The organism is Pseudanabaena sp. UWO311 (assembly GCF_006937785.1).
Lineage (GTDB): Bacteria > Cyanobacteriota > Cyanobacteriia > Pseudanabaenales > Pseudanabaenaceae > Pseudanabaena.
In genome coordinates, this window is record NZ_SJEE01000040.1 from 1 (window position 1) to 25,808 (window position 25,808).

The window sequence follows — 25,808 nt, forward strand, 5'->3', positions numbered from 1 at the left end:
TGGTTTCTACTAATCTAGCTTGCTCTGGATTCATCATATTTCTTTATAGGAGTATTTCTACTTTTACTAATCAACAGGACTTGCGTAAAATCGCGTGGGCTTCCTATTCTACCAAAGCACAAAATGGAGTAGCCATTTTGTGCTTTTAAAACCCTTGCTGGGTTTGTTTTTAATCCACAAAAGTGTCGTCACACTTTTGTGGATTGGGATTCTACAATAGAGGCAATTCATGAATTGCCTCTACATCTAATTCGATTTGTAAATCTTAATTAAGCTTAACGAGCTGAGAGAGTAAGTGTATATAGCTGGTTCTTAACTGCGGCGATATAGGAATCATTCGTCAAGAACGCAGCAGGTAAGCGCTTATCGTTGACTGCAGCTTTTACAAGTTGAGAAGCGGTGATCGTACCATCATTAAAACCTTTCATCAGACCTTCGGAATCAGGAATACCTTGGCTTGTAAAATAACCTTGATGCGCTAGGTAAGCGAGATTGAAGGGTGTCAAGGTGATTCTCATTTTTACTTCTACGGAAGGCATTTGCATAGCATCTTGAGCCTTGGCAGCAGGAACTGTAGCAGTTGCAGAGACTAAGAGAGCAGGCAAGAAAGCTAGAAGTAATTTTTTCATGGGTTTATCTCTCGATATAGAATTTATTGTTTTAGAGAACTAATTAATGAACTAGTTCTTTTTGACTTGATCTAAGTATTAACCCTTAGCCTGAAGTCACCCTGATGTGAAAATGAGAGAATGATTAATTATGCCTGAGAAGATATAATTGTTTAATAAAGAACCAGTTTTTTGGATAGTCCTGCAAAGGAAAGGATTTATAAAGGTAATACCAATTCACGAAAGTGTGGCTACACTTCTGTGAATTAAAGACCAAACCCTGTGAGGGTTTTAAAAGCACAAAATGGCATAGCTATTTTGTGCTTTGGCATAAGGATGTGCGGCGCGAAGCGATGAAAATCCTTATGACTACAGTTTTTTGTGGCGTGGCTTCGCCACGCCACAAAAAACTGGTTCTTTATTTTGCTGCTAGTCCCTAATACGCTCAAGCAGATGATCGCCAACTCGTAAAGCATTGGCAATAATCGTTAATGTGGGATTGACAGCGGCACTAGAAGGGAAAAAAGAACTATCAACAACATAGAGATTATCAACATCATGGGCGCGGCAATTAACATCTAAAACCGAATCTTGTGGGTCTTCACCAAAACGGCAAGTTCCATTTTGATGTGCTACCGCCGCGATCGCTAATTTTTTCCGAAAATATAGAGAGAGAGGCAAAATGCGATCGCCACAGTTAATTGATTTCAATACTTGCGTCCAGCGATCCATTAAGCGATCAAAAGCAATCGTGTTATTTTCGGTGTAACTGATATGTACCGTGCCATTTTTGACGGTGACGCGATTGTTGCGATCGGGTAAGTCCTCGGCAGTGACAAACCAATCAACTGAGTGCTGAGCCACCTGATCTAGAGCTATCCCTGGAGCAAAAGCTGGAGCATCAAGGGCAATCATGTCTTTATTCACTTTGCCTAATAATTGGATCAGTCCCATCGGGTAGTTAAAGCCCTCTTCACCCCAATAGTAGTCGAGGACAGCGAGAGTCTTTTGGAACTCGCTATGATTCGGTTTAGGCGTAATTCCAACGATCGCACCATGTTGATGTTTCATAAAGTTTCGCCCCACTTGGTCAGAGCTATTAGCCAAGCCATTGGGATGCTTATCATTAGCAGATTTCAACAACAAGACAGCAGAATTAATCGCTCCACAGGCTACCACCACAATATCGCCAGAGAAATTAAGAATTTGATCATCCAATTTCACTTCAACGCTGGTAATTTCTCTGCCAGATGGACTTGTATGCAGGCGCAGTACCTCCGCCTCGGTGAGCAAGGTGATGTTATCTTTAGCGATCGCAGGACGTACACAATTTATATCAGAGTCTCCTTTGCCATTGACTAAGCATGGGAATCCATCACAGGTGTTACAGCGAATGCAAGCTCCTAAGCGACGATTGACTTCATTGAGCTTGATTGCCAAAGGCAGGTTAATCGGATTTAAGCCTTGTTTTACTAAATCATCATGAATTTCTTGGATGCGCGGCTCATGGGAAACAGGGGGGAATGGGAATGGCGAGTGAGTTGGCGGTTCGGTGGGGTCTTGACCGCGTTGTCCATGTACATCATAGAGTTTTTCTGCTTCGGTGTAGTAGGGTTCAAAGTCTTGGTATTTCAACATCCATGCTGGTGAAATACCGCCATGATGTTCTACGAGATCGAAGTCCCTTTCCCGCAAACGGAATAAGGCTCCTCCATAGACTTTAGTGTTACCACCGACCCAGTAGCCAGTACCTGGATGAATCTTACTGCCATCGCGATCGTCAATCCATGTCTCAGCAGTGTGATAGCGGTCTTTTTTATAGACTTCTACCGTATCCCAATTCTGTTTCTCTTGAGGCAAAAATGCACCTCTTTCTAAGATCAAGATCTTCTTTCCACTAGAAGCAAGGCGATAAGCTAAGGTTCCACCACCTGCACCAGTTCCGATAATAATGACATCATAATGTTCAGTAGGCATAGATTTTCCTATAGATTTGAGAAAGAAGGTTTACTTAGACAAGAATTTTTGGAGAAAAGACATGAACCTTTTAGGTACAGGGGCAGTCGAGTCCTCTACCTTGGCGACCTTAGGTGGACTTCCCTGCATCCCAGTAATTTCATAGACCTTAAACTCGATTTTGCCTAGGTTGAGATTACCGTTGCGATTGATAATCGCTTTGTCTTTGATTTGGTTGTAGACTGATTCTGAAACCAACAAATCACTCCCAACCTCTTTATTCGCTGCTTCAATTCGACCGACAGAATTCACAATATCGCCCAAAGGGGTAAGAACATTGGGCTTGCTAGGATCTATCGGAATTAGGACGGCAGCACCATAGTGAATGCCGATGCTCACATTTAGTGGGTTATAAGATAATTTTTTTAAGAAAACATTCAATTCAGCTATAGTCTTAAGCAATTCCAATCCTGCCCACACTGCTCTTTCTGCGGCTAAACTACTGTTTTTCTCAAACCCAAATACTGCCATAACTCTTACGCCCATAACGTTGGGGATCGTGCCGCCATATTGACCCACCACCTTCTGGACTCGATGGAAATAGCGACTCATTATATAGACAATATCGTAGTGGAAGTTTACCTCATCAAAGTTATTTGCTCCGCGAATTGTGGCAACTAGCAAAGCGACATTGCGATCGCTATTCACAGTACCAGTGGCAAGCTGACCTTCAAGAATGTCAATATCCTCATTGTCAATTACCATGCGGCGGATCGAAACATCGCCTGTAACCTTAGTTTGGCAAGCAAGACGGACATGTACCGGGAAATCCAGCTTTTTTGCTAAAGCTCTTTCAGCGCTAGTTGGAGGACTACAATTTTGCACTCCATCTAAAATCATGATTCGACAAGTAGAACAATAGGCATTCCCACCGCATACATGGGTATGCTCGATTCCATTTGCTAACAAAGCCTCTAAAACCGTATCGGATTTGTTGATTTCTATGGAACGCTTATCAGGGAGACAACTAATTTTTGACATAAGTTTAACCTCATTCAATCTAATTCAATAGTTCTTTGCAAAAAGCGATCGCAGATTTTAAAAAGGCGTTAACTTGATCAACACTTGCCTTAGGATCACCAAATTGAGAAGCAGTAAGCACTGCCCCAACCCAATGTTCTGTATGCCAAAACCCATCGCCATATAGCGTAGGTAAATTACTACGATCTTCGGGGTAAGGATAGGGAGTTACATACCAGTAAGGCTCGTTATAGCCGTCATCACCTGGAGATAGTCCGACACCTACGGATTTCTCTTGTCCATTTATTTCATCTGGGATGGAAATTAACATTGCAATATCGAAATGATGTGGCCAGATGCGAACATTAGATGCCATAGATTCTTGCTGGACTATATCTTGGAGAAGTTGATCTGAGATCGCATAATATTCTGCTAAATCTGAAGTTAAATGCTTGAGTTGGAAAGTTTTCCCACGGGCAAGTTCACTTTCAGGGAAGTCGTTAGGTGGATAGGAAATTGGGGTGATTAGATCTCCCTCACCGCCCAATCCATTAACGATCGCCTTCATCCAGACAAATGCTTCAGCTAATGTACGATCGCCTAAGGAAAACGAAGAAATAATTTGATCGCGATCGGTTAAAAAATTTAGAGTTAATGTGATCGGTTCGAGAGCAAGTCGATACGACTTAATAGAATTAATTTCGCGGGTTATGAATCCTAGCTGATCGTCCCAGAATAATCCTTTATTACCCGAATCTGCTAGAGCATTTGAGATAGCTGCTAAAGGCTGGATGGCATAATGAAGCTGGATTCTCACTTCAGCAAGTTGCTGTAGATCTAATGTAAACGATGGCTTGTCAGGAATATTCATGATTATAGGGCTAAAGATTTTGATTTGACGTTCGCTTATTTTTCGATAATCCGCAGGGCATGACCGTCGGGATCTCTGACTAAAAATCCACTCTTAAACCCAAAAGAACGGGAAGGGATTTCAATTACATCGGGCGAGATGAAAATTGTACGGGAACTTCGCAGTTTTTGCGCGATCGCTTTAGCATCATTGACAACCAAAGTAGTCTGCCAATACAGCAAATCATTGGTTCGTGCGTCAGAGGGGTAAGGCTTGCCATCGCTTGGAGACAAGTAATCGAGAAACTCAATCCCTAAACCTGATGGTGCTTTTAATCCACTAATGCGTAACTTGGCTCCAAACACATTATTGAGATGCTCCTGTTCGGTGCCGAAGTTTTCACTTTCGCCCGCCAGTTTGAGTCCTAGAACATCGCGATAAAACTTCAAGCTAGCATCAGTATTGCTAACAACGATCGCCGTATGGTCAATTCCTAAAAAGACTGACTGAGAATTCTCCTGCCATTTCGGATCGCCTTTACCTTTAGGGAAATAAATGATTTCTAAATTATGTCCGTCAGGATCTTTGAAGTAGAAAGCGCGAATTCCTGCGGCGGCTTTATTCGTATCAGGAATCCTTTGCGGTGCTGTCGAAGCATGTTGCACCTTAAATTTGCGAAGAGTTTCATAGGCTTTATCCATGTCGCTGACTGCGATCGCAATATGTTGAAACCAACGATCGTTACTGCGCGAATCGACAGGAATCGGTCTGCCCTTCGGCGTGAGAAATTCCGTTAATTCGAGAATCTCTCCGCCTAGTCGCATTTTTACTACTCTCAAATGCACACCAAATAAACCTTGGAGGCGTTCATATTCAGAGCCTAAGACCTCGACATCAGATATTTTTTGAAAGGATAAAACCTCAGAGTAAAACTGAATGGCTTTGTCCATATCTGAAACTGTAATACCCACAGAGTCAACCGCAGTTAAAGTAACTGGCTGAGCTTGCGCGATCGCCCAAGTGTTCGCATAGGGCGATCGCGCTGATAAAGGCTTTAAGATTGCCGCCTCTTGGGCAAAGACTCCTAATACTAAAGAGAAGGCAATCAGAAAGACTCTTTTTTGGAATTTAATAGCCATACTATGCCTCAAGTCTTTTGATGAGATGTTCGGCAACCCGCAAAGCATTAGCAATGATAGTCAAAGTCGGATTGACGGCTCCACTCGAGCAGAAAAAACTGCCATCAACAACATAGAGATTGTCAATATCGTGGGTTTGGCAATTAAGGTTCAATACAGAGGTTTGGGGATCTTCGCCAAAGCGACAAGTCCCAACTTGATGTCCGACTCCTTGCAAAGGAAGTTTCCCAGTGAAATAGTTAGTGGAACCTTTGACAAAATAACTATCATGAGACAGAATGCTCTCGCCACAATCAATTGATTTAAGAATCTCAATCCACTTCTGTTCCAATCGGGCATATGGTTCGGTATTATTTTCGGTATAGTCCAAAATAATGCGATCGCCATCAACACGAACACGATTGTTGGATTCGGGTAAATCTTCTACAGTCAGCCACCAATCTACAGAGTGACTTGCCACTTCTTCAGGAGTGCGAGGAGCGTAGGCAGCAGTATTGCCTTCGATCATTTCCTTATTGACTTTACCAAGGGTTTGAATTTGTCCCATCGGGTAGTCGTAACCATCTTCGCCCCAATAGAAATCGTTGATCGATAGAGTCTTTTGGAATTTGGTGGAATTTGGCTCCTTAGTTACCCCAATAATGGAACCGAGCACATGTTTCATAAAATTGCGCCCTACCAAATCAGAGCTATTTGCCAAACCATTCGGGTGTTGGTCATTATGCGATCGCAGCATGATCGTAGATGAGTTCACCGCTCCACAGGAAAGAACGACTATTCCACCCGAAAAGTACTTAATCTCATTATTGATGCTTACTTCAACCGTAGTAATCTCCTTGCCAGAATCACTGGTATGGAGTTTCAACACCTTAGCCTCTGTCAATAGCGTCAAATTAGGATGCTGTATTGCTGGCAAAATCCCAGTCACCTCAGCATCAGATTTAGCATGAACTAGGCAGGGAAATCCATCACAAGTATTACAGCGAATGCATTCACTTAGATGTTGCTGGACTTCATTTAGCCTAATACCCAGAGGCGTATGATATGGATGTAGTCCCTTCTGTTGGAGTGAGTTGCTAACAGATTCCATTCGCGGCTCATGGCTGACCGCAGGATAAAAATAATCATGACTACGAGGCGGTTCAGTCGGATCGATGCCCTGATTGCCATGAACTTGATATAGCTTTTCAGCTTCAGTGTAGTAGGGTTCAAAGTCTCGATATTTTAGGGGCCAAGCTGGAGAGAGCCCATCCTTATGCTGATAGGCTTCAAAATCTTGCTCGCGCAGCCGAAATAAAGCGGCTCCATAAATCTTGGTATTCCCGCCAACAGAGTAGCTCATGCCAGGATGTAATTCGTTGCCATCGCGATCGTACCAAACCTCATCATTATGATAGCGGTTGCTCTTGAACGCTACTTTAGTATCCCAGTTTTCCTTCTCTCTAGGCATAAAAGAGCCGCGCTCTAGCACCAAGATGCTTTTACCAGTAGGAGCTAGCTTGTAAGCGAGAGTTCCTCCTGCTGCACCAGTACCGATAATAATGATGTCATAGTGTTCAGTAGCCAAAAGTTCCGTAGACAAGTTATCTATTGACATTGCTTTTTTCCTACTGCTCTTGATAGTTCCAAAGCAAACCACCATCTACAACAATGGTGGAACCTGTAATGTATCGAGACTCGTCTGAAGCTAAAAAAGTCACCACAGAAGCGACATCTTCAGGTTGTCCCAAACGACCGAGAGGAATATTTTTTAGCAAAGGCTCCAATTTAGAAGGATCGTTGAGAAGTGCCTTGTTAATTGGAGTTTCGATCGCACCAGGAGCGACATTATTGATAGTGATGCCAAGTGCGCCAAGTTCAACTGAGAGATTGCGTGTCATCATCTTCAAAGCGCCTTTGCTGGCACAGTAAGCCGTGAAATGGGGAAATGGCAATTCTTCGTGAACGGAGCTAATGTTAATAATGCGTCCATTGCGCTTGCCTTCGCTAATTTGATGTTTAACGAAAGATTGGGTGGCAAAGAAAACGCCCTTAAAATTGATATTCATTACCGCTTCAAAGTCTTTTTCGGTAACATCCCAGAAATCTGCATGTTTTTCAATCCCTGCATTGTTGACTAGAATGTCTAGAGTACCAAAATGCTTGATGCTCTCATCGATTAATTTGCGAACGTCATCAACCATTCCCAAATCAGCACCAATACTATAGCCGCGATCGTTGTCACAGAAGCCCTCAGCCATCATGCAATCTCCACCAGTTGCTTTGATCGCATTTAAAGTTTCTTCAGCACCTTGAGGATTAGAGCGATAGTTGACCACAACCTTAGCGCCTTCCTTTGCCAATCGAATCGCAATACCTTGACCGATGCCGCCACTGCTTCCAGTAACTAGGGCAACTTTTCCATCTAGTTTCATAAATTTTCACCGCAGTAAAATTTGCAATTATTTTGGAGAGAAATCCTCGACGGGCTAAGACCATTGAGAAAACATTGCTTTATTCTGCTTGAGTAGTTACTAAATAGAGTTAGCGAGATATAAAAAGTATATTGAAATTAGCTGATACTTCGGGAATATTTTTTAAGTGATCGCTCAGCAAATCCTCATTTTAGGATTCTATTGCTTAAAGTAAACTGCTCAACAGATTGTATTTGTATTGAGCGAAATGGATTAAGAACCAATAGATCTTTATCTCCACTGATGATCAAATCAGCTTTACCGCTAAGAGATAACTCTAAAATCTTGTCATCTTTCGGATCACGGCACTCCTTGACAACATCTACTACTTTAATCAATATTCCCCTATCTATGAAGCCATCTAAAAATTCTTCTCTCTCTTCATCTGTGATATATTTTCTGAATTTTGCACGACTGAGAACTTCGTCAAGCTCTTCTAGTAGTTCTAATGAGAACAAGATGTTGCCGTTTTGGAGTGCATACCTAATTGCTAAGTCAGGCTTACTACCCTCAAATAGCACTGAGCTAATAATCACGTTGGTATCAAAAACGTATCGCACTTTATTCACTTAACAAATTATTCAAAATTTCTGGAGTTAAGCCTCTAGCTTGTGCTTTACGACTGATATCACTCATTACAGCCTCTAGTGGTCGGCGTTTTCTGGCAAACTCTCTCAGTCTCAAGCTGAGCAGAGCATCAAGCTTTTGTCGATCAGCAAATATAGCCGACTCATAAATTTTTGCTGATTCTGCATCAACACAGATTTTAATTTCTTTAACGTCCATAGCTTTTACATACCCAAGAATGTTTCCAAACTATCTAAAATCCCATTATCGCTGAAATCACCATCGATCGCACTTAATAATTATTTGTCTTTGCGATCGCCGACAACTTTCTGGAACTCCACTAACGAAGTAAACCATTTTTGCTTACCTAATCTCGGCTAGAAACAGACAACCTTAAGGAGCATATCGGTTTTGGTATAACGTCATCTGCATCAGTGGACAGCGTTGCAAAATAAGCATCGTCTTATCGGTTTGAGCCGTTCTGTTGCATGCATTAGTTAGACATATGCAGTGGAGCAATCTAAATCATTGAAGCTATTTTAGGGTTAACTTCAATATCGACTTTAAACCTAGTATTAATTGGATATTTTACCAAATCTAGACTGATTCTGACTAATGTATACGAAAAGGAACAACAAAACTACCTCCACCGTTTCCGTAAGCATAAAGATTAAGTTCAACAAGTTGCAAGCCTGTACCTTGTTTTGGCGCACCATTAAAAATTATGTCTAACCTAACTATAGTGTCAGGATAAAGATACGCTTCGGCACTACGCAAAGATGTAGAACTTCCAAGTGTTGCAGATGATGCAGTAACTTGTTGACCATCTTTATCAAGAAATATCGTATTACCCCTATATGAGTCATAAGTGCGAATAGCCAGCTTTCTTCGTGAGCTTTGCAAGTTTTTCACATAGAAACTGCATCGAAGTTTTCTTGAAAACTCTTGAAGAACGTTACATCCAAGCATCTCAAATGCAAATCCCTTTTCAACTACTGGGGGAATTTGATCTTTTGGCACGATATTTTGTGCCAAAAGACTAGGCCTATTCAAAGATTCACCAAGACCAACTGAAATACTTGGACTAAATAAGCTGCTGAGTGACTGGGTATTAGTGCCAAAACTTAAGATGAGTAACAAAGCACTTTCAAACATAATAGAGGTTCCAATGACTACTTATGGGGAAAATATTCGAATTGAGTAAGACTAAACGAACTACTGTGAGGTGTCAACTTAAGGCGAGACAGCTTGCACAGAAAGGATTTAGGCATTTAGTTTGTAAAACCGATTTTACAGTCATATCAGTTAGACGTTCGTTGCCCAAAAGTGTTCCGCCTTAAGCTGCATCCTCTACTGCACAGTCTTCAAATCACCAGACAATCGAGGATGCTGTTTCGGTTCTAGGTCAATATTATTCGGGATAGGATTGAAGCTTTCAAAAGTTTCAATCGATCTAAGTTTTGGCTTGGAAGCAGTCTTAGGTTGTGGATGAATGTTAATACTTTCACTATCTGTTGTATCAGACCGTGAAATAGAATGATTTTCTGCTTGGCTATTATCATTTTGAGCTAATGAGGGAGAAGGGAGTGGCTCAGGCATTGTTGAAGGTTTTGGAGAAGAGACGGAAGCTTGTGGTGAGCTTGAAGTTAATTTCTTTAGCTGATAAGTTCTTGTTCTATTAAAATCATTCTCTAAATTTATAACCAAACGTAAAGTCTCAAAATCCTTTCTAGACAAAATAACCTCTATATCGCCTCTACTAGGGATTCGCAGTCTTGTATATCCATTACTATCAGTGAGCCTAACTTCGGGAGCGCCTTTAGTTATAAAACGAACCTCAACTTTTTCTAAAGGTGCAAACTGTTCAGTTTGTACGATTAATTCAAATTCAGTACTTGGGGCAATTGAGGGATTTGGAGTTACTGAAATTGAGGGTGATGGTGCCACACTAGAATTTTGGGTAGGAGCATAAGTCGCATGGATAGTGTATCCCAATGCAGCTATTGTAGCTAAACCTGCAAAAGCACTTAAAATAACGATAGCAGGGTGATCTCCCCAGTTTTTCCACGACATATAGTTAGGAGGTTAATAAATAAGGCTGATCGATCTATAGGTTACCTAATTATATATTATCTTGAAGATTACAGGATAAATACTTGTATGAAATAAATATCACACAACTAGTCAGATAAAGCAACCAATAAGAGTAAGAACAAACTTTTTGCAGCGGAACATACCTGAATAGAGTTTTACCGATCGCTATGCAGCATAACATTCCTAAACCAGTGCTAAAAAATCATGCACCTATACCAGTCTTCAACTAGAAAGCTACGCGATCGCATTTAATTTTATTGCTCCATCACAAAATATATTCAAGTAATGGCTCAAGAATTTTCTGGAATTCCTAACTCTCAAGATCGGGTTATCGGTAGGTGGTTACTCGCGATCGCTACTATCATATTTGGTGCTTCTAATGCGATCGCTAGCAAGTTGCATGATCTTGGTGATACGCATTTGATTGATGGCAGAAATCCCATCTCTTTTTGCAATAGCCTATTTGTTGGAGATATATGCGAACTGGGCATCTTAATATTCATATATTATCGAGAGTGGAATATCAAAGAAATTAAAAAGATCAAGTTTAAAAGTTGGATTTTTCTAACAATTGTTGCTGTTTTGAGTGGTGCATTAGCTCCCGCTTTGATATTTACAGCTCTAGATAGAACTCCGATCAACAACGTGATTTTAATTGGTAGAATTGAGCCAGTAATGGTTTTAGCTTTATCAATTTTAATAGTCAAATCTAAAACAAGCTTTTGGAATATTACTGGAGCGATCTCGACTTGTATCGGTGTAGCTTTGGTGATTTTTCTTCAGCAGACAGTTAGTTTAAACTTTAGTAGCGGCGAAGTTCTAACTATCATTGGATCAATTGCTTTAGCGATCGCCTCCACAATCAGTGATGTTCAATTGTTCAATATTCCCATAGGCTTTTTTAGGGTTTTTAGGACATTAATTGGCACTTTTGTCTTTGGTACGATAGTGATCGTGCTGTTCGGCTTTGAACATTTTATCGATGTTTTTTCACCTTTCTTATGGCAATGGATTTTGATTTATAGTGTGGTAATTGTAGGATTTGGGCAGTTATGTTGGATCAATGCTTTAAAAAAATCTACTTCTATCGATATTACTTTAGCCAGTGCTTTTAATACAATTGCTGGAATTTTATGTTCCTATTTTATCGTGCAGCAAGCTCCAAATACTGCTCAGTATATTGGTGGTATTTTTATTCTGATTGGGATCGTACTTGGGGATGTAGGAGATTGGATGCAGAACAAAAAAATGAAAGGGAAACAAGCTCATTCGGCGATCGCTATCGATATGGAGTCTGGATTTAAGGGCGTATAGTTCAAGATTACTATAATTTACACATCTGACAGCAGACTGGACTAATGCATCGAGTCGTACTATTGGGACAAAGCTTGCAGCATAACTCGGCGCGGCTTTTCTTTTTGCCTATCATTCGCAGATAAATTTCTGAGGCGATGATCATTCCTAGGGGAGGCGCAACACAATATATCCAAAAGCCATGCCATGCTTGGGCGGGAATTGCCGAACCTAGAGAACGTGCAGGATTCATGCTCATTCCCGAAATTGGTGCTGCGATCGTAATGTAAACCACCAGCAACATGCCACAAAACACTCCTGTCAATTGAGATAGCTTCGGATGATTTGATATCTGTAGTATCAAAGTCATCATTCCTAATGAGAGTAAAAACTCAACTAAAAAAGCTCCCAACTCACCAGCAGAACTGGGAACTGTAGCGATGTAATTTACCGATGGATCAGCGATCGCCATACCGAGTAAAATTCCAGCAAACCAAATGCCTGAAATTGCGCCCAGAGCCTGTGCCAAGATATAAAAGCAAGCATCTATTGAGCGAATTTTCTTAAGTCGCCAGAAGGTCAAGGTCACAGAAGGATTCAGATGAGCGCCCGATCGCATTCCAAATGGGGAATAAACTATCGACATTGCAGTTAATGCAATTACTACAGCAATAAAAAAACGCCGTAACAGAGGATCTGCGATCGCTTGATGAATAGGAGAGCTAGGAAGCTGAAAAATGGCTGTAACTATGGTTGCTACAACCATAAATGTCCCTAAACAAATAGCCTCGATCGCATATTCGATTATATTCATTATCCAAATTTATGACTATGCTCTAATGGCATAACTAAGTAGTTTATAAAACTAGAGATTGAGTCGCCCGCGTAGTGGGCGACTCAATCTCTAGTTTTGGGTTTTAGATATCTAGAACTACCCTTGCAGTTTTAGGCTTAGAGATGCAAATGAGAACCGAATCACCATCAACAGAAGCAGTTGGTGCTTCCGCATACTCAACTTCTCCTTCAGAAATTTTGCACATACAAGTACCACAAACACCAATACGGCAACTATGATCGGGATAGATATCATTTGCTTCCGCAAACTCTAAAATCGTGCCATCGTTAGGACTCCAGCTCAGAGTTTTACCAGACTTCCCGAAAACTATTTCGATAGAATCATGTTTTTGGGATAGATCTTGGGCTGGTTCTGACTTTTTGGGCTTAGCTTTAGCAAATGATTCAAATAGAACCTTGTTGTCAGCTACACCCCACTCTCTCAATCCATCTCGGAGTGAATCCATAAATGATGGAGAGCCACAGAGAAAATATTCTGCATCCGTCGAACCGCACAAGTTCTGCATCTCAGGTGCAACTACATTCTTGATCAAAGCAGCATCCACATAGCCTTTATGTTGATAATTGCCTTCATCAGTTAAGCTAGGGCGGCTATAGCAATAAACGATATGTAAATTAGGATTGCTAACTGCGATCGCATTTACTTCATCGCGAAAGGCATGGAGACTACTATCTCTCGCCCCATGGAGAAACCAAATATGTCGTTGTGGATTAAGCAAGCTAACAGCTTTTGCCATGCTAATCATGGGCGTAATACCAACACCATTACTGATTAAGACAGCAGGTTGCGAACTATTCACATCTAACACGAACTTTCCAGCAGGAGGCTTTACCAAAATTACAGAGCCTTCATGAACATGATCATGCATGAAGTTTGAGGCAATTCCCGCAGGTGCGATCGCGTCAGGAGGCGCAGGTTCGCGCTTAATCGAGAGCCGATAGTAAGAACCTGATTGTATATAATCAGAAAGAGAATAGGTACGGATTACAGATTTCGACTGCTCAGGAATATCTAACTGAATCGTGAGAAATTGTCCAGGAATAAAATCAGGAATGTTCCCTTCATCTAATGGGCGCAAATAAAAAGATGTGATGCTTTCGCTCTCTTTAACTTTGCGATCGATCACAAATTTACGCCAATCTTTCCAATTGATATCGTTACTCATCTCAACTGATAGGTTTGATGATGTTGCGGATTTACTTTTGCCAGCCGCAAGCCCTCCCACTGCGCCAACTGTAGCACTAGCTATTGAGGCGTATAAGATGAATTTATAAGCAGATTCATTCTTGAGGTTTACTAAATAAATTGCCGCTGCCGCAGGGATGGTTACCAAAGAGCTGAGAAACAATCCAGAAGTTATTGCCCTTACAAAGGGATTTGAGATTTGTCTAATATCTTCTAACATTGATTTTACTTTTTCAATAATAGGGAAATCATTATCACTTTCGATCCATTGAAAGTATGGGCGGCGCAAAGCGCCACCCATACTTTCCTATTTAACAGTACCGATTTGTGGACAAGTTTTATTCGTAAAGTCACATTTAGATAGGTAGGAAGCTTGCCAGCTATAGGGGATGGATAACAAATCTCTTGCACCAGTCATGCTCTGCCCTAGAAACAGGATAGTCGCAAAAATATTCAGTAAAATATGCACAGTTCGCCAGCGATTTTTGCGGTCTTGGTAAATATCCTGCACGATCGCCATTGAAAAAATCATCAATAAAGCTGCGGCTATTCCATAGTAGTAGTGAGAGAAAAACCATTCTTTATCGCGACGAAAGACCTCTGGTTGAGCACCTAAGATAATTAATCCCACTCCAGATAGAGTCGCAAAAATACCACGCCATAACTTGCTTGTAGCCCGATAGAGAAATACCATCGAAGCCGTAGAAGCAATAAACAAGATCACCACAAAGGCAACCCTTGATGGCTCTTTGGTTAAAATATCTCGTTCGATCATCTTAGAAAAAATTGGGAAAGCCATGCCCAAAAGTGCTACTCCCACAACCGAGCCGCTTAGCCAGTAACCGATCGCTAAATGCTCGGAGCCAACACTTGGAGGAATCTTACTCTTCTCTCCATTTGTGGCTTGCAGACGACGTTGACGAGTTAGCCAAGAACGATTGATGACGATACCAATCAATGGGAATACAAATGCAATCGCGATCGCAGGATGTAGTAAAGCTAGAGTATCTTTTAGATCCATATGATTGGTCGGTGCAAATAATTTTAGTAAAAAACAACCAATTTGCCCCCTCTCAATGTCAGAGCGGGGGCTGAGAGTGAGTGTAAATATTCGCTCTACGAAATATCAATTATTTGACTTCTTTAGCAGGGAATGTAACCACCCGACCTTTTTTCACAGCGACTACTACATCATAGGTAGCACAGTAAGAGAATGTAACATCGTTAGCTTTATTGTAGAGACTAACTACCATGCCAGCTCCACCTGGCTGCACTCCCAAAGGCATAAGATCGCCGAAGAACCAGCGACGTAACTGATCGCCTCCACCAATCTGTCCTTTGTTTTTGGTAATGATTTCAATATGCTTCTCTGCCTCTGTCTTTTCCGCTTGGGCTGTTTTAGAAGGCATTGACTCAGCGATCGCTACGGATTGAAATTGAGGAGAGAATGAGCGCACTGCTACATCACCAACGCCGATAAAACCTGCTAACGCGACACTTGTAAGTAGAGGGCTGAGGGACTTGATATTCATCTTAATATGCTCCTAAATTTGCTAGCTCAAACTACGATAATCAGAGATATCTGCTAAATCAGCTAATCTCTACTTCTCAATAATCGCCGAGCGCAATGATACGAAGCTGAAATCAAGTTATGGGTTGTATAAGTTTAAAATTAAAAATAATTAGGTCAAAACTCATCGTTTACTCAGTTAGAGCGCAAAGTGCTCAAATCTGAACCAATAAAACTTTTGAGAGGGCTGCAAAGCAGCACTCTCAAAAGTTTTATTGGTTCGGGTGCTCGAAAATTGCTGTAATTATACCAATCCATAAAAGTGTGAAGATACTTTTGTGTCTTGGTATTACTTACTAAGACGCAGAACGTAGCCAATACCGCGAACAGTTTGGATTAGTCGGCAAGTATTATCAATTTCCAACTTTTGCCTGAGAGTACGAACATAAACCTCAATCACATTAGAATCACCGCCAAAATCATAACCCCAAACATTTTCTAAGATCTGATCGCGAGTCATAACCTGCTGGGGATGAATCATGAGATATTCCAACAACTCAAACTCTCGCACCGTCAACTCGATCGCTTTTCCAGCTCGCAAAATTTCGCGCGTGCGGAGATTTAGACTTAAGTCTTCAAATTGGAGCGTGTCACTATCTTCTGCTTTAGTTCGACGTAAATTAGAACGGATTCTGGCAAGCATCTCTTCAATACTAAAAGGCTTGATTACATAATCATCAGCCCCAGCATCCAAACCCGCCACGCGATCGCTAATATCATCCTTTGCCGTAACTAAAATGATCGGAACTTTACTCCCAGTCGCTCGCAACCTTCGACAAATCTCTACCCCCGATAATCCTGGCATCATCCAATCCAAAACTACTAAATCAGGTTGTTCCTGTCTAGCTTGAGTTAGCCCATCTAACCCATTGTGAGCCATGCTCACCTGATAGCCCTCGCAAGTTAATTCCATTTCAATAAACTGGGCTAGTCTGACATCATCTTCTATTAAAAGGATTTTAGTTGACATAAATTTCTAAGTATATTAAACATAATGAGTAATACCAAAACACAAAATGGCTACGCTATTTTATATTTTTAAAATCCTTACAGGGTTTGGTTTTTAATCCAAAAAAGTGTGACAAAACTTTTTTGGATTGGTATTCGATGCGAGTGGCTTAGACATCAAGCAATACTCACGAGAGATTTGAGAATAATCTTAAAGATACTACCTTCACCTAGTTGAGAATACACATTGAGAGTTCCTCCCATACCTTCTACCAAAACTTTAGCGATCGCTAAACCCAAGCCTGCTCCGCCCGTGTCACGATTTCGAGAGCGATCAACTCGATAAAAAGGGCTAAAAATATTGAGTTGATCTTGAAAGTCAATACCACAGCCACGATCACAGATACTAATCGCTACACAATCTCCTGACTTTCCTAATTTAATCGTAATTGCAGTATCCGAATACTTCACAGCATTATCAATCAACCTTAATAAAACTTGTTTGAGTCGATCAGCATCAGCTAGCACTAAAATGTTTAACTCCTCAGATTCAACGATGATTTCACGCGGTTTGACCTGCTGAAAAACAGCGATCGCTTCAGATATTAATCCATGCAATGGTACTGGTTCGCGGCGCAAGCAAATAGCGTGACATTCTAACCTCGCTAGATCAAGAGATTCTTGTAATAATTGAATAGTATGCTTCATTTCAAACATGGCGATCTCCAAGGCATTCTTTTGGAGATCGGTAAGGTTTTCATTTCGGCGGTGTATGCTTTGCATATAACCATAAACCAGCGTTAAGGGCGTTCGCAACTCATGGGAGAAGTTTCTAATTAGTTGTATTTGCTGAGCTTGCACTTCATCAAGACTGACCATCTGATGGTTTGCAGATGCCTCATGCGCAGTGGTCAAAGTAAAGTCACTCATTTCAAATCACGGTATTACAAAAAAATTAGCGATCGCGATTGCTCGCTATCTCTCCTCAATCATTAATCCCAATCCACAAAAGTGTCATCACACTTTTGTGGATTAAAAGCCGAACCTAGCAAGGGTTTAAAAAGCACAAAATGGTGTGACTATTTTGTGCTTTGGTATAGGCTGAAGCATATAAAGCATGGAAAAGTTCCTGATCCTGAACATAAAATAGAAATTGCTAATATCAAAAAAAATTATATTTATATAAATAATTATTACTCCTCTAAATCGTTTCAATATGATTTACCTTTAAGTAATTAATTAGTTGACGCTGAGTTTTAGCTGAGTATATTTTTATGAAATACCTGAACCGCCTTTACATCTCCATACTGAAGGTCGTTAAAGTATTTCTAAATGGGATTAAACACAATATTTCAGCTTTGATGCCTCAGTATCGAGCTAACATCAAAAGACAACAGCGAACCTTAGAAGTATTATCATCACTCAGTTATCGTACAGGCGAGTTGAAAGGATATCTCCGACTTGTAGCAAGTAGCGTTAGTGAATTACTTGACTTGGACTGGGCAATTGTCACCTTAAGTCGCGAGGGATTTGGTGGAGTCGCAGCCAGTTCTATTGACTTAGGTGATGCAGCAGAACAGCAATTTGAGCTTCATGGCACGCTCTCAGAAAGTGTTATGAATTCTGGTCGATGCCTCTTTGTAGAAAATACATCTATTTTTAAAGATTTAGGTGAAACACCAGAAGGATATTTAGCTTATTTAGGTGCACCATTGAGACTACCCAATGGAGAAATTATTGGTACAGTCTGTTCGTTTAACCGACGACCACGCAAATTCACGCGCGAAGAGATGAGCTTGGTGGAGATTTTTGCTGAACGCGCTGCGACAGCTATTGACAACTATAATCTCTACCAAAAGCAACAAGAAATTAATCTAGCGTTACAATCTGAGATCAATGACCGACAAGAAGCAGAACAAGCATTAAGGAAAAGTGAAGAGCAATTACGCTTGATAGCCGAAAATTTGGAGCCGCTAGTATGGCTATATTCTCATGATGGCAAGCCAATTTACATGAGTCCCATGTTTGAGAAAGTATGGGGAATTCCCGTCGAACAATGGTATGAGGATGGCTCAGTTTGCTTAAATGCAGTTATTTCTGAAGATCGAGAAATGGTATCAATAGCATTCAAGAACTTGTTTTTAGATAGTAGTAGTTACGATCTTGAATATCGGATTATTCGACCAGATGGAGGTATCAGGATTATTCGAGATCAAGCCTTTCCGATTATTGATAAAAATGGGCAAATCTATCGAGTCGCGGGAATCGCAGAAGACATTACCCATCGACAACAAGAGCAACAGCGCACAATTAAAGCGATGGAAAGACTCTCCGAGATTGGCGAACTAGCAACCACAATCATCCATGAAGTCCGTAATCCCTTAACCACAGTGTTAATGGGGTTAAACTACTTTTATCGAATGGAATTGCCTGAAAGCGCGAGGAAGAGATTGACACTAGCCTTAGATGAAGCAGAACGTCTTAAGCGACTTTTAAATGAGATTCTGCTCTATGCAAAACATGAGGTTATTCAGCCCGTTCCAGTTGATATGAACAAACTAGCTATGGAGTATATAGAAAATATTTCTAGTGCGCCAGTTGCCATTGGCAAGCAAATAGTTTTTGAGCCAATGCCTGAATCCCTGATAGTCTTCGGAGATAAAGATAAATTAACTCAGGTCTTGATCAATCTATTGCAAAATGCCTGTGAAGCAGTACCAGCAGGAGAAAAAATTTCTGTAAGTTTTTCCTCTTTGACCAGTTCTCGCCAAATTTGTTTACAAATTCAGAATAGAGGCACACCTATTCCATCTGACATTTTACCCAATTTAACCAAACCTTTTATGACGACTAAACCCGATGGCAACGGATTAGGTTTAGCGATCGTCAAAAAAATTGTAGAAGCTCATGGCGGCAAGTTAGAAATTGAATCTTCAGCGATCGCAGGCACGATCGTTAGTGTTTTATTACCGATGGATACAAATTAAAAATTGAGGGAGTACCCTTACATTGAGTACCTGTCTCTCGCAAGTTGCATATTAATTCATCCAATAGCGATCGCACTTCGTACTACTTATAAAGATCCCTAATGTTAAAATTCCTAAAAGAGTCTATGAATATGTTTCAGCGAAGTTTATATGTTTGTGGCGCTATTGTCGGTAGCCTCGCGATCGCTTCTTTGTTTCTAAACTCTCTTGTTTCGGGAAAGTCGATTAATACTGAGCCTAGAACTACTCAAACCTCTACTGCTGCTATGCCTACTATTAATCAGAAAGGAATGAAGACTGCTGTATTCGCTGGAGGTTGTTTTTGGGGGACAGAGGCAGTATTTGAGCATCTAAAAGGAGTTTCCAATGTTGTTTCTGGCTATTCTGGCGGAAGCGCTGCAACAGCTAATTATGAAGCTGTCGGTTCTGGACGAACGGGACATGCTGAATCCATCCGAATTACCTATGACCCTTCCCAAATATCCTATGAAAAGCTGCTTGAAATCTACTTTTATGTAGCCCATGACCCAACCCAACTAAATCGACAAGGTCCTGATATTGGTACTCAATATCGTTCGGCTATATTTTTCACCAATAGTGAGCAACAGCAGATCGCAGCAGCCTATATTGAACGGCTCAACCAAACTAAAAGTTTTTCTAAGCCTGTTGTGACTCAGTTAGTACCTTTAGAGAATTTTTACGCAGCAGAAGATTACCATCAAGATTTTATTGTTCATAATCCTAACTATCCCTATGTAGTTGCTCATGATCTTCCAAAACTTGCCCAGTTAAGAAAACAATTTCCTGAAATATATAAGGAGTAAAGTTTAACCTATTAATCAAAGAACCAATTTTTGGTGGCGGGGCTTCGCCCCGCCACCAAAAATTGGTTCTTTATTTTACCGTTATACCAATTCACGAAAGTGTGGCTACACTTTTGTGAATTAAAAACCAAACCCTACAAGGGTTTTAAAACACAAAATGGCTATGCCATTTTGTGTTTTGGTATTAGTCCATAGGTTACAACGATGACAATTAATTACTAAACTCTAGGGTAGAAATCAAAGGTCAGTTCCCAGCACTTTGCTCTGACAAAAAACTCCCATTCTGAATTTTAGCTAAATCCATGCCCACACTGCTAGTCAAAAATATCCATACCTTAGTCACCATGGATCGCGATCGCCGCGAACTCCATAATGCAGCTATATTTGTCAGAGATAATGTGATTGAGCAGGTGGGACTCACCAACGAACTACCTCAAACTGCCGATGAGGTGCTGGACTTACAGGGCAAACATATTGTTCTCCCAGGATTAGTTAATACTCATCATCATTTTTATCAAGTTCTCACCAAGGTTATCCCCGCCGCCCAAGATTGCACTTTGTTTAATTGGTTGCAGGCTCTTTATCCTATTTGGGGAAGGCTCACGTCTGAGAGTATTTATATCAGCGCTCAGATGGCAGCCGCCGAACTAATTCTCTCTGGTTGTACAACAGCAAGTGATCATCTTTATATCTATCCCAATGATTGCAAACTGGATGATGAGATTGCCGCAATCCAAGAGATTGGAATGCGATTTCATGCTAGTCGAGGTAGTATGAGCGTCGGCGAAAGCCAAGGTGGACTTCCCCCTGATGCTTTAGTTGAGAAGGAAGTTGATATTCTCAAAGACTCGCAAAGACTGATCGAGGAATATCATGATCCTTCGCGCTTTGCCATGTTACGGATGACTTTAGCTCCATGCTCTCCATTCTCTGTATCCCCAGACTTGATGATCGAGTCAGCAAAAATGGCGCGATCGTATACCAGTGTGAGATTGCATACGCATCTAGCCGAGAATAAATCAGATGTAGACTATAGCCTCGCCAAATTCGGCAAAATACCTGGAGACTATGCTGAGTCTGTTGGCTGGCTAGGTGATGATGTCTGGCACGCCCATTGTGTAAAGCTGAGTGATGACTCGATCGCACAATTTGCCCGCACGGGGACAGGTGTAGCACATTGTCCTTGTAGTAATACTCGTCTTGGTAGTGGCATTGCCCCAATCAGGAAAATGCTGAATCAGGGAGTGCCTGTGGGCTTGGGTGTAGATGGTTCGGCTTCAAATGATACTGGCAATCTTTTACAAGAAGCTCGCACTGCTTTTTTATTGGCGCGGGTGAATGAGTGTGATCCCACAACCATGAGTGCTAGAGAGATTTTGGATGTTGCTACATTGGGTGGCGCTAAGGTTTTGGGTAGAGACGATATTGGCGCGATCGCACCAAATATGGCAGCGGATTTTATCGCGATCGATATTGAGCGATCGCAATTTGCAGGCGCACATCATGATCTAGTTGCAGCTTTAATATTTTGTCCAGTGCCATCAGTGGACTACAGCTTTATCAATGGTCGGAAGGTCGTTGATCGCGGACAGTTAACAACACTTGATTTACCAACTCTGATCGAGCGCACAAATAAAATTGCACGTAAGCTAGTTGATTAGAGCTAAGAAGTGGGGTGCAATGCACCCCACTTCTTAGCTCTGCGAGTGTTTTTTCGCAAAATAGTTGACTAAATGCGATCGCTATCTGCTATATTTAATGAGGTCAAAAAAACAGACCAAGAGAGGGCGCTTAGCTCAGTTGGTAGAGCGTCTCGTTTACACCGAGAATGTCGGGGGTTCGAGTCCCTCAGCGCCCATTAAACAAAAAAGAACCCAGCTTTGAGTGATGGGTTCTTTTTTGTTTTACACAATTAGAAATTATTCAGATATATTTTTAAAGTATTATAAATGATTCCAAATCAGTTACATCAAAAAAAAGATGATTATTATGTAGATAAAATCCTTGTTAGGTTTGAAGCCCCTCGCCGTCAAGAGCTTCTCCAAGATTTTAAATATGAATATTAGCTTATTATTTGAATGCGTAAACGAGCCAAAAAAATTTTTGAGCCCAAAAAAGTTATCAAAAGGTTATATAAAGTAATCTTTTTCCCATAAATCAGGTACTATCTGATATGTAGCTCAAGAGCAAGAATTTATATGTTGTTGAAGTCATACAAAGATATTCTGCCAGCTTCGGTTGCCTTCATCGGGGGAGTAGCACTTATTGTCGGCCAACCAGAATTCGCTTTGGCAAATGGTCAAGCTGGATTTACCCCAACTGATCGTCCTAAACCACAACGTACACAGGGTGGAGGCTCTCGCCTACACACAAATGTCGTGTTTACATCGTCTCTATCACTGCTTTTACAAAATTCCATTTTGTAAATATTTTTTTGCCCCGATTTAGACTAAGCCTTCTACCTCTTTAAGCAAAAAGCTGTAGGGTCAACTACAAAGCAGTAAATATACTCATCAATACTGTAATTCCAATAGTAGATTAGTTCATTAATAAACAAAGAGATACCGCCATAATGCTTAATTTCAAAAAAAAGAAGGACATGCTCAGCATGTCCTTCTTTTTTTTGTTTTATCAGTTGAAAATTAGCCCCAACTCATGTTCATATACGACAAAGAGCTTGCATACATCAAAGCATTAATTTGTTAGGATTAGAGCGATTTGATCAGTATTAAAACTTAGCGACTCCGACCTGCTCTTAGCTTGTAACTTCTTTAAGAATTACAGCAATAAATTAGGTTGAACGAAGCAAGTTCAAATAAACTTCTTTAAATGATCGCCATTAAAACTTTAAAGTCAAGTTGGGAAAAATTACCACTTAGATTCCAGCAGTGGGGAGGGTTTTTCCTGTCTAGTGGAAGTATCTACTTGTTAATATTTGGATTGCGCTGGTTAGGGTGGTTACAGCCTAGTGAATGGGCTGCCTTTGATCTATTTATCCAACTGCGACCAGCGGAGCCAGTGGACGAAAGAATTATTATCGTCGGGGTACAAGAGTCTGATATTCGTTATTTAGGCAAATGGCCCGCATCTGACAATATACTTGCCAAAATTTTGCGTAAAATCCGCGATCAAAAGCCCAAAGTTATTGGCTTAGACCTATATCGAGATATTCCTGTAGGTGATGGCTACGCAGAATTAGAGCAGGTATTCAAAACCACTCCCAACTTGATTGGCATCGAAAAAAGTATTGGCGATCGCTTTAGTCCAGTCATTAACCCACCACCCGCTTTAAAAGCATTAGGTCAAGTGTCGGCAAATGACATAATTATCGATCCTGATGGAAGATTGCGCCGTGCTTTACTGTATCCAATGCCTGAAGGTAATGAAGGATTGCCAAGCCTCGGTTTAGCGATCGCGCTTAGATATTTAAAAGATCAAGGTATAGAACCACCGCCTTCAGAATCCAGATATTTACAACTTGGTAAAACGATTTTCCAACCTTTAGAACAAACTGATGGTGGATATATTCATGTTGATGCTGGTGGGTATCAAATTCTGATGAACTACCATGGCTCCTCTCAAAAGTTTCGCCATGTTTCCCTTGAAGATATTTTAGAAAATCGCATTGATCCACAACTAATGCGCGATCGCATTGTTCTGATAGGCCCTCAAGCATCTAGTCTCAATGATGTTTTTTATACTCCCTATAGCAGTAATTTTATAACCTCACCTGCTCAAATTTCGGGTGTAGAATTTCAAGCAAATATTGTCAAATTGATTTTGGGAGCAGTACTTGATAATCGACCTCTATTTAGAGTCTGGACAGATATTTGGGAAGAGCTATGGATTGCAGCTTGGGCGATCGCTGGAGCAGCAATTATTTGGATATTCTCGACTAGACGTTTGATTTTTCTCACTGGTGTTGTGCTCTCCTGTACAGGTTTTCTAATTGGTGGGAGCTATTTACTATTTCTATCAGGTTGGTGGATACCAGTAGCGCCTGCTTTGTTTACTTATATCGGCTCCATGCTTGTGATGCAGAGCTATATGTATATTTCACGACTGCGGGAGCTGAATTCTGCACTTTCTGATTCAATCGAACTACTTGCCCATGATGCTTCCCATGATGCCTTAACAGGTTTACCAAATCGTAATCTATTTATGGATCGTGTAGAACATGCGATCAAATATAGTAAACGCCATTCTAATTATCTGTTTGCAATCTTTTTTATTGACTTAGATCGATTCAAAATGATTAACGATAGTCTTGGTCATAGTGTCGGTGACCTGTTTTTACAGGCGATCGCTGAACTTTTGCAAAGTTGCTTACGTTCAATCGATACAGTTGCTAGGCTTGGCGGTGATGAATTTACAATTCTCGTTGATGATATTCAAGATGTGGGAGAAGCATTAGTAGTAGCTGAACGCATTCTCAATAAGTTTCTCTCTCCCGTAATTATCAAAGGTGAGGCAATTTTTCCCAGTGCTAGTATTGGCATTGTGATTAGCACGCCCGATTATGATAATTGTGCTGATTTGCTGAGGGATGCTGATATTGCCATGTATCGGGCCAAATCTCTAGGCAAAGGACGTTATACGCTTTTTGATCAAGAGATGTATGAACAGACTCTTAGATTAACTCAGTTAGAGAGTGAACTGCATTACGCCCTTGAGCATCAAGAGTTTGAGCTTTACTATCAGCCAATAGTTTCTCTAATCACTGACGAGTTATCAGGATTTGAAGCGCTCATCCGCTGGAAGAACCCCAAACGCGGTTTAATTTCGCCTATAGAGTTTATCCCTCTCGCAGAAGATACTGGATTAATTATTGCAGTCGGCGATTGGGTGTTAAAAGAAGCATGTCAACAACTAAAAACTTGGCTACAAAAATTTCCTGAAGCATCAAATTTGAAGATGAGCATTAATTTAGCTAGCCATCAGATTCGCGAGCCCAATTTGTTAGATAAACTCGATATTATTCTTTCGGAAACTGGTATTGATGGTGGTTCTATCCGTTTAGAAATCACGGAAAGTACGTTAATGGATCAAGGTGAGCAGACGATTAATAAATTGGCTCAATTGAGGGCGCGAAACATTCAACTAAGTATTGATGATTTTGGTCAAGGATATTCTTCCCTAAGCTATTTACATCGTTTTCCAATTAATATTCTCAAAATTGATCGAGCCTTTGTGAATCAAATGACTGACGGCGGTGAGAACATCGAAATTGTTCGCACGATTACGATGTTGGCGCACACCTTGAATATGAGTGTTGTTGCTGAAGGAGTAGAGACCGAACAGCAGATGGAAATTTTAAAAAAATTAGGTTGCGAGTTTGGGCAAGGATATTTATTCTCTCGTCCTCTGCCTGCACCTGCCGCAGAGCAAGTAATCGCTAAAAGCTCGAAAGCGATCGCGCTCTCTCAATCAGACTAGGAGTCTCTTTTGTTAAGGTGTG

General features: G+C 40.9%; 23 protein-coding genes and 1 tRNA gene. 7 read left to right on the forward strand and 17 right to left on the reverse strand.

Translation table 11 applies throughout. From position 1 onward, the window contains the following. Positions 1–275: 275 nt before the first annotated feature. The 11 genes from PseudUWO311_RS21340 to PseudUWO311_RS21390 all read right to left on the reverse strand — a co-directional run bounded on the left by PseudUWO311_RS21340 (position 276) and on the right by PseudUWO311_RS21390 (position 10,666). Positions 276–629: a hypothetical protein gene (locus tag PseudUWO311_RS21340; protein ID WP_142657252.1), complete on the reverse strand. Its 354-nt coding sequence runs from the start codon at positions 627–629 to the stop codon at positions 276–278. Positions 630–1,037: 408 nt separating this feature from the next. Further along, on the reverse strand, positions 1,038–2,585 hold the full coding sequence (locus PseudUWO311_RS21345; protein WP_142657253.1) for a GMC oxidoreductase: 1,548 nt from the start codon (positions 2,583–2,585) through the stop codon (positions 1,038–1,040). Positions 2,586–2,615: 30 nt separating this feature from the next. After that, a complete protein-coding gene (locus tag PseudUWO311_RS21350) occupies positions 2,616–3,605 on the reverse strand; it encodes an adenylate/guanylate cyclase domain-containing protein (RefSeq protein ID WP_142657254.1) in 990 nt (329 codons plus the stop codon). Between the two features lie 19 nt (positions 3,606–3,624). Further along, positions 3,625–4,455: a hypothetical protein gene (locus PseudUWO311_RS21355; protein WP_142657255.1), complete on the reverse strand. Its 831-nt coding sequence runs from the start codon at positions 4,453–4,455 to the stop codon at positions 3,625–3,627. 35 nt (positions 4,456–4,490) lie between these two features. After that, positions 4,491–5,573, reverse strand: coding sequence for a VOC family protein (locus PseudUWO311_RS21360; RefSeq protein WP_142657256.1), 1,083 nt, complete (start codon positions 5,571–5,573; stop codon positions 4,491–4,493). Position 5,574: 1 nt separating this feature from the next. Further along, complete coding sequence (locus PseudUWO311_RS21365; RefSeq protein WP_142657257.1) at positions 5,575–7,170, reverse strand: GMC family oxidoreductase; 1,596 nt, start codon at positions 7,168–7,170, stop codon at positions 5,575–5,577. Between the two features lie 10 nt (positions 7,171–7,180). Continuing rightward, a complete protein-coding gene (locus PseudUWO311_RS21370) occupies positions 7,181–7,987 on the reverse strand; it encodes a glucose 1-dehydrogenase (RefSeq protein ID WP_142657258.1) in 807 nt (268 codons plus the stop codon). Between the two features lie 185 nt (positions 7,988–8,172). Then, positions 8,173–8,586, reverse strand: coding sequence for a putative toxin-antitoxin system toxin component, PIN family (locus PseudUWO311_RS21375; RefSeq protein WP_223807679.1), 414 nt, complete (start codon positions 8,584–8,586; stop codon positions 8,173–8,175). A 1-nt stretch (position 8,587) separates the two neighbouring features. After that, positions 8,588–8,812 carry a hypothetical protein gene (locus PseudUWO311_RS21380; RefSeq protein WP_142657260.1) on the reverse strand — a complete coding sequence of 75 codons (225 nt, stop codon included), beginning with the start codon at positions 8,810–8,812 and terminating at the stop codon, positions 8,588–8,590. 393 nt (positions 8,813–9,205) lie between these two features. Beyond that, positions 9,206–9,748 carry a hypothetical protein gene (locus PseudUWO311_RS21385; protein ID WP_142657261.1) on the reverse strand — a complete coding sequence of 181 codons (543 nt, stop codon included), beginning with the start codon at positions 9,746–9,748 and terminating at the stop codon, positions 9,206–9,208. Positions 9,749–9,943: 195 nt separating this feature from the next. Continuing rightward, positions 9,944–10,666 carry a hypothetical protein gene (locus PseudUWO311_RS21390; RefSeq protein WP_142657262.1) on the reverse strand — a complete coding sequence of 241 codons (723 nt, stop codon included), beginning with the start codon at positions 10,664–10,666 and terminating at the stop codon, positions 9,944–9,946. A 306-nt stretch (positions 10,667–10,972) separates the two neighbouring features. Here PseudUWO311_RS21390 and PseudUWO311_RS21395 point away from each other — a divergent pair, with 306 nt between their 5' ends. Then, complete coding sequence (locus PseudUWO311_RS21395) at positions 10,973–12,001, forward strand: DMT family transporter (RefSeq protein WP_142657263.1); 1,029 nt, start codon at positions 10,973–10,975, stop codon at positions 11,999–12,001. A gap of 10 nt (positions 12,002–12,011) precedes the next feature. Here PseudUWO311_RS21395 and PseudUWO311_RS21400 read toward each other — a convergent pair whose 3' ends face one another. From PseudUWO311_RS21400 to PseudUWO311_RS21425, 6 genes are all read right to left on the reverse strand, one after another. Then, on the reverse strand, positions 12,012–12,794 hold the full coding sequence (locus PseudUWO311_RS21400) for an MIP/aquaporin family protein (protein ID WP_142657264.1): 783 nt from the start codon (positions 12,792–12,794) through the stop codon (positions 12,012–12,014). A gap of 103 nt (positions 12,795–12,897) precedes the next feature. Then, on the reverse strand, positions 12,898–14,241 hold the full coding sequence (locus tag PseudUWO311_RS21405; RefSeq protein ID WP_142657293.1) for a 2Fe-2S iron-sulfur cluster-binding protein: 1,344 nt from the start codon (positions 14,239–14,241) through the stop codon (positions 12,898–12,900). A gap of 87 nt (positions 14,242–14,328) precedes the next feature. After that, positions 14,329–15,042, reverse strand: coding sequence for a DUF4079 domain-containing protein (locus tag PseudUWO311_RS21410; protein WP_142657265.1), 714 nt, complete (start codon positions 15,040–15,042; stop codon positions 14,329–14,331). A 109-nt stretch (positions 15,043–15,151) separates the two neighbouring features. Continuing rightward, a complete protein-coding gene (locus PseudUWO311_RS21415; protein ID WP_142657266.1) occupies positions 15,152–15,553 on the reverse strand; it encodes a hypothetical protein in 402 nt (133 codons plus the stop codon). Positions 15,554–15,880: 327 nt separating this feature from the next. Beyond that, a complete protein-coding gene (locus tag PseudUWO311_RS21420; RefSeq protein ID WP_142657267.1) occupies positions 15,881–16,561 on the reverse strand; it encodes a response regulator transcription factor in 681 nt (226 codons plus the stop codon). A 155-nt stretch (positions 16,562–16,716) separates the two neighbouring features. Further along, positions 16,717–17,469: a sensor histidine kinase gene (locus PseudUWO311_RS21425; RefSeq protein WP_142657268.1), complete on the reverse strand. Its 753-nt coding sequence runs from the start codon at positions 17,467–17,469 to the stop codon at positions 16,717–16,719. A gap of 344 nt (positions 17,470–17,813) precedes the next feature. Between PseudUWO311_RS21425 and PseudUWO311_RS21430 the strand changes: the two genes are divergently transcribed. The 6 genes from PseudUWO311_RS21430 to PseudUWO311_RS21455 all read left to right on the forward strand — a co-directional run bounded on the left by PseudUWO311_RS21430 (position 17,814) and on the right by PseudUWO311_RS21455 (position 25,786). Beyond that, a complete protein-coding gene (locus PseudUWO311_RS21430; RefSeq protein ID WP_142657269.1) occupies positions 17,814–19,526 on the forward strand; it encodes an ATP-binding protein in 1,713 nt (570 codons plus the stop codon). Between the two features lie 131 nt (positions 19,527–19,657). After that, positions 19,658–20,350 (forward strand): peptide-methionine (S)-S-oxide reductase MsrA, encoded by a 693-nt coding sequence (msrA, locus tag PseudUWO311_RS21435; RefSeq protein WP_142657270.1) that lies wholly within the window; start codon positions 19,658–19,660, stop codon positions 20,348–20,350. A gap of 302 nt (positions 20,351–20,652) precedes the next feature. Next, a complete protein-coding gene (locus tag PseudUWO311_RS21440; protein ID WP_142657271.1) occupies positions 20,653–22,011 on the forward strand; it encodes an 8-oxoguanine deaminase in 1,359 nt (452 codons plus the stop codon). 124 nt (positions 22,012–22,135) lie between these two features. After that, a tRNA-Val gene (locus tag PseudUWO311_RS21445) sits at positions 22,136–22,208 on the forward strand. A 340-nt stretch (positions 22,209–22,548) separates the two neighbouring features. Further along, positions 22,549–22,776: a hypothetical protein gene (locus PseudUWO311_RS21450; protein WP_142657272.1), complete on the forward strand. Its 228-nt coding sequence runs from the start codon at positions 22,549–22,551 to the stop codon at positions 22,774–22,776. 403 nt (positions 22,777–23,179) lie between these two features. Further along, the gene (locus tag PseudUWO311_RS21455) at positions 23,180–25,786 is read left to right on the forward strand and encodes an EAL domain-containing protein (protein WP_142657273.1); all 2,607 of its coding nucleotides are present in this window, start codon (positions 23,180–23,182) and stop codon (positions 25,784–25,786) included. Positions 25,787–25,808 lie beyond the last annotated feature (22 nt).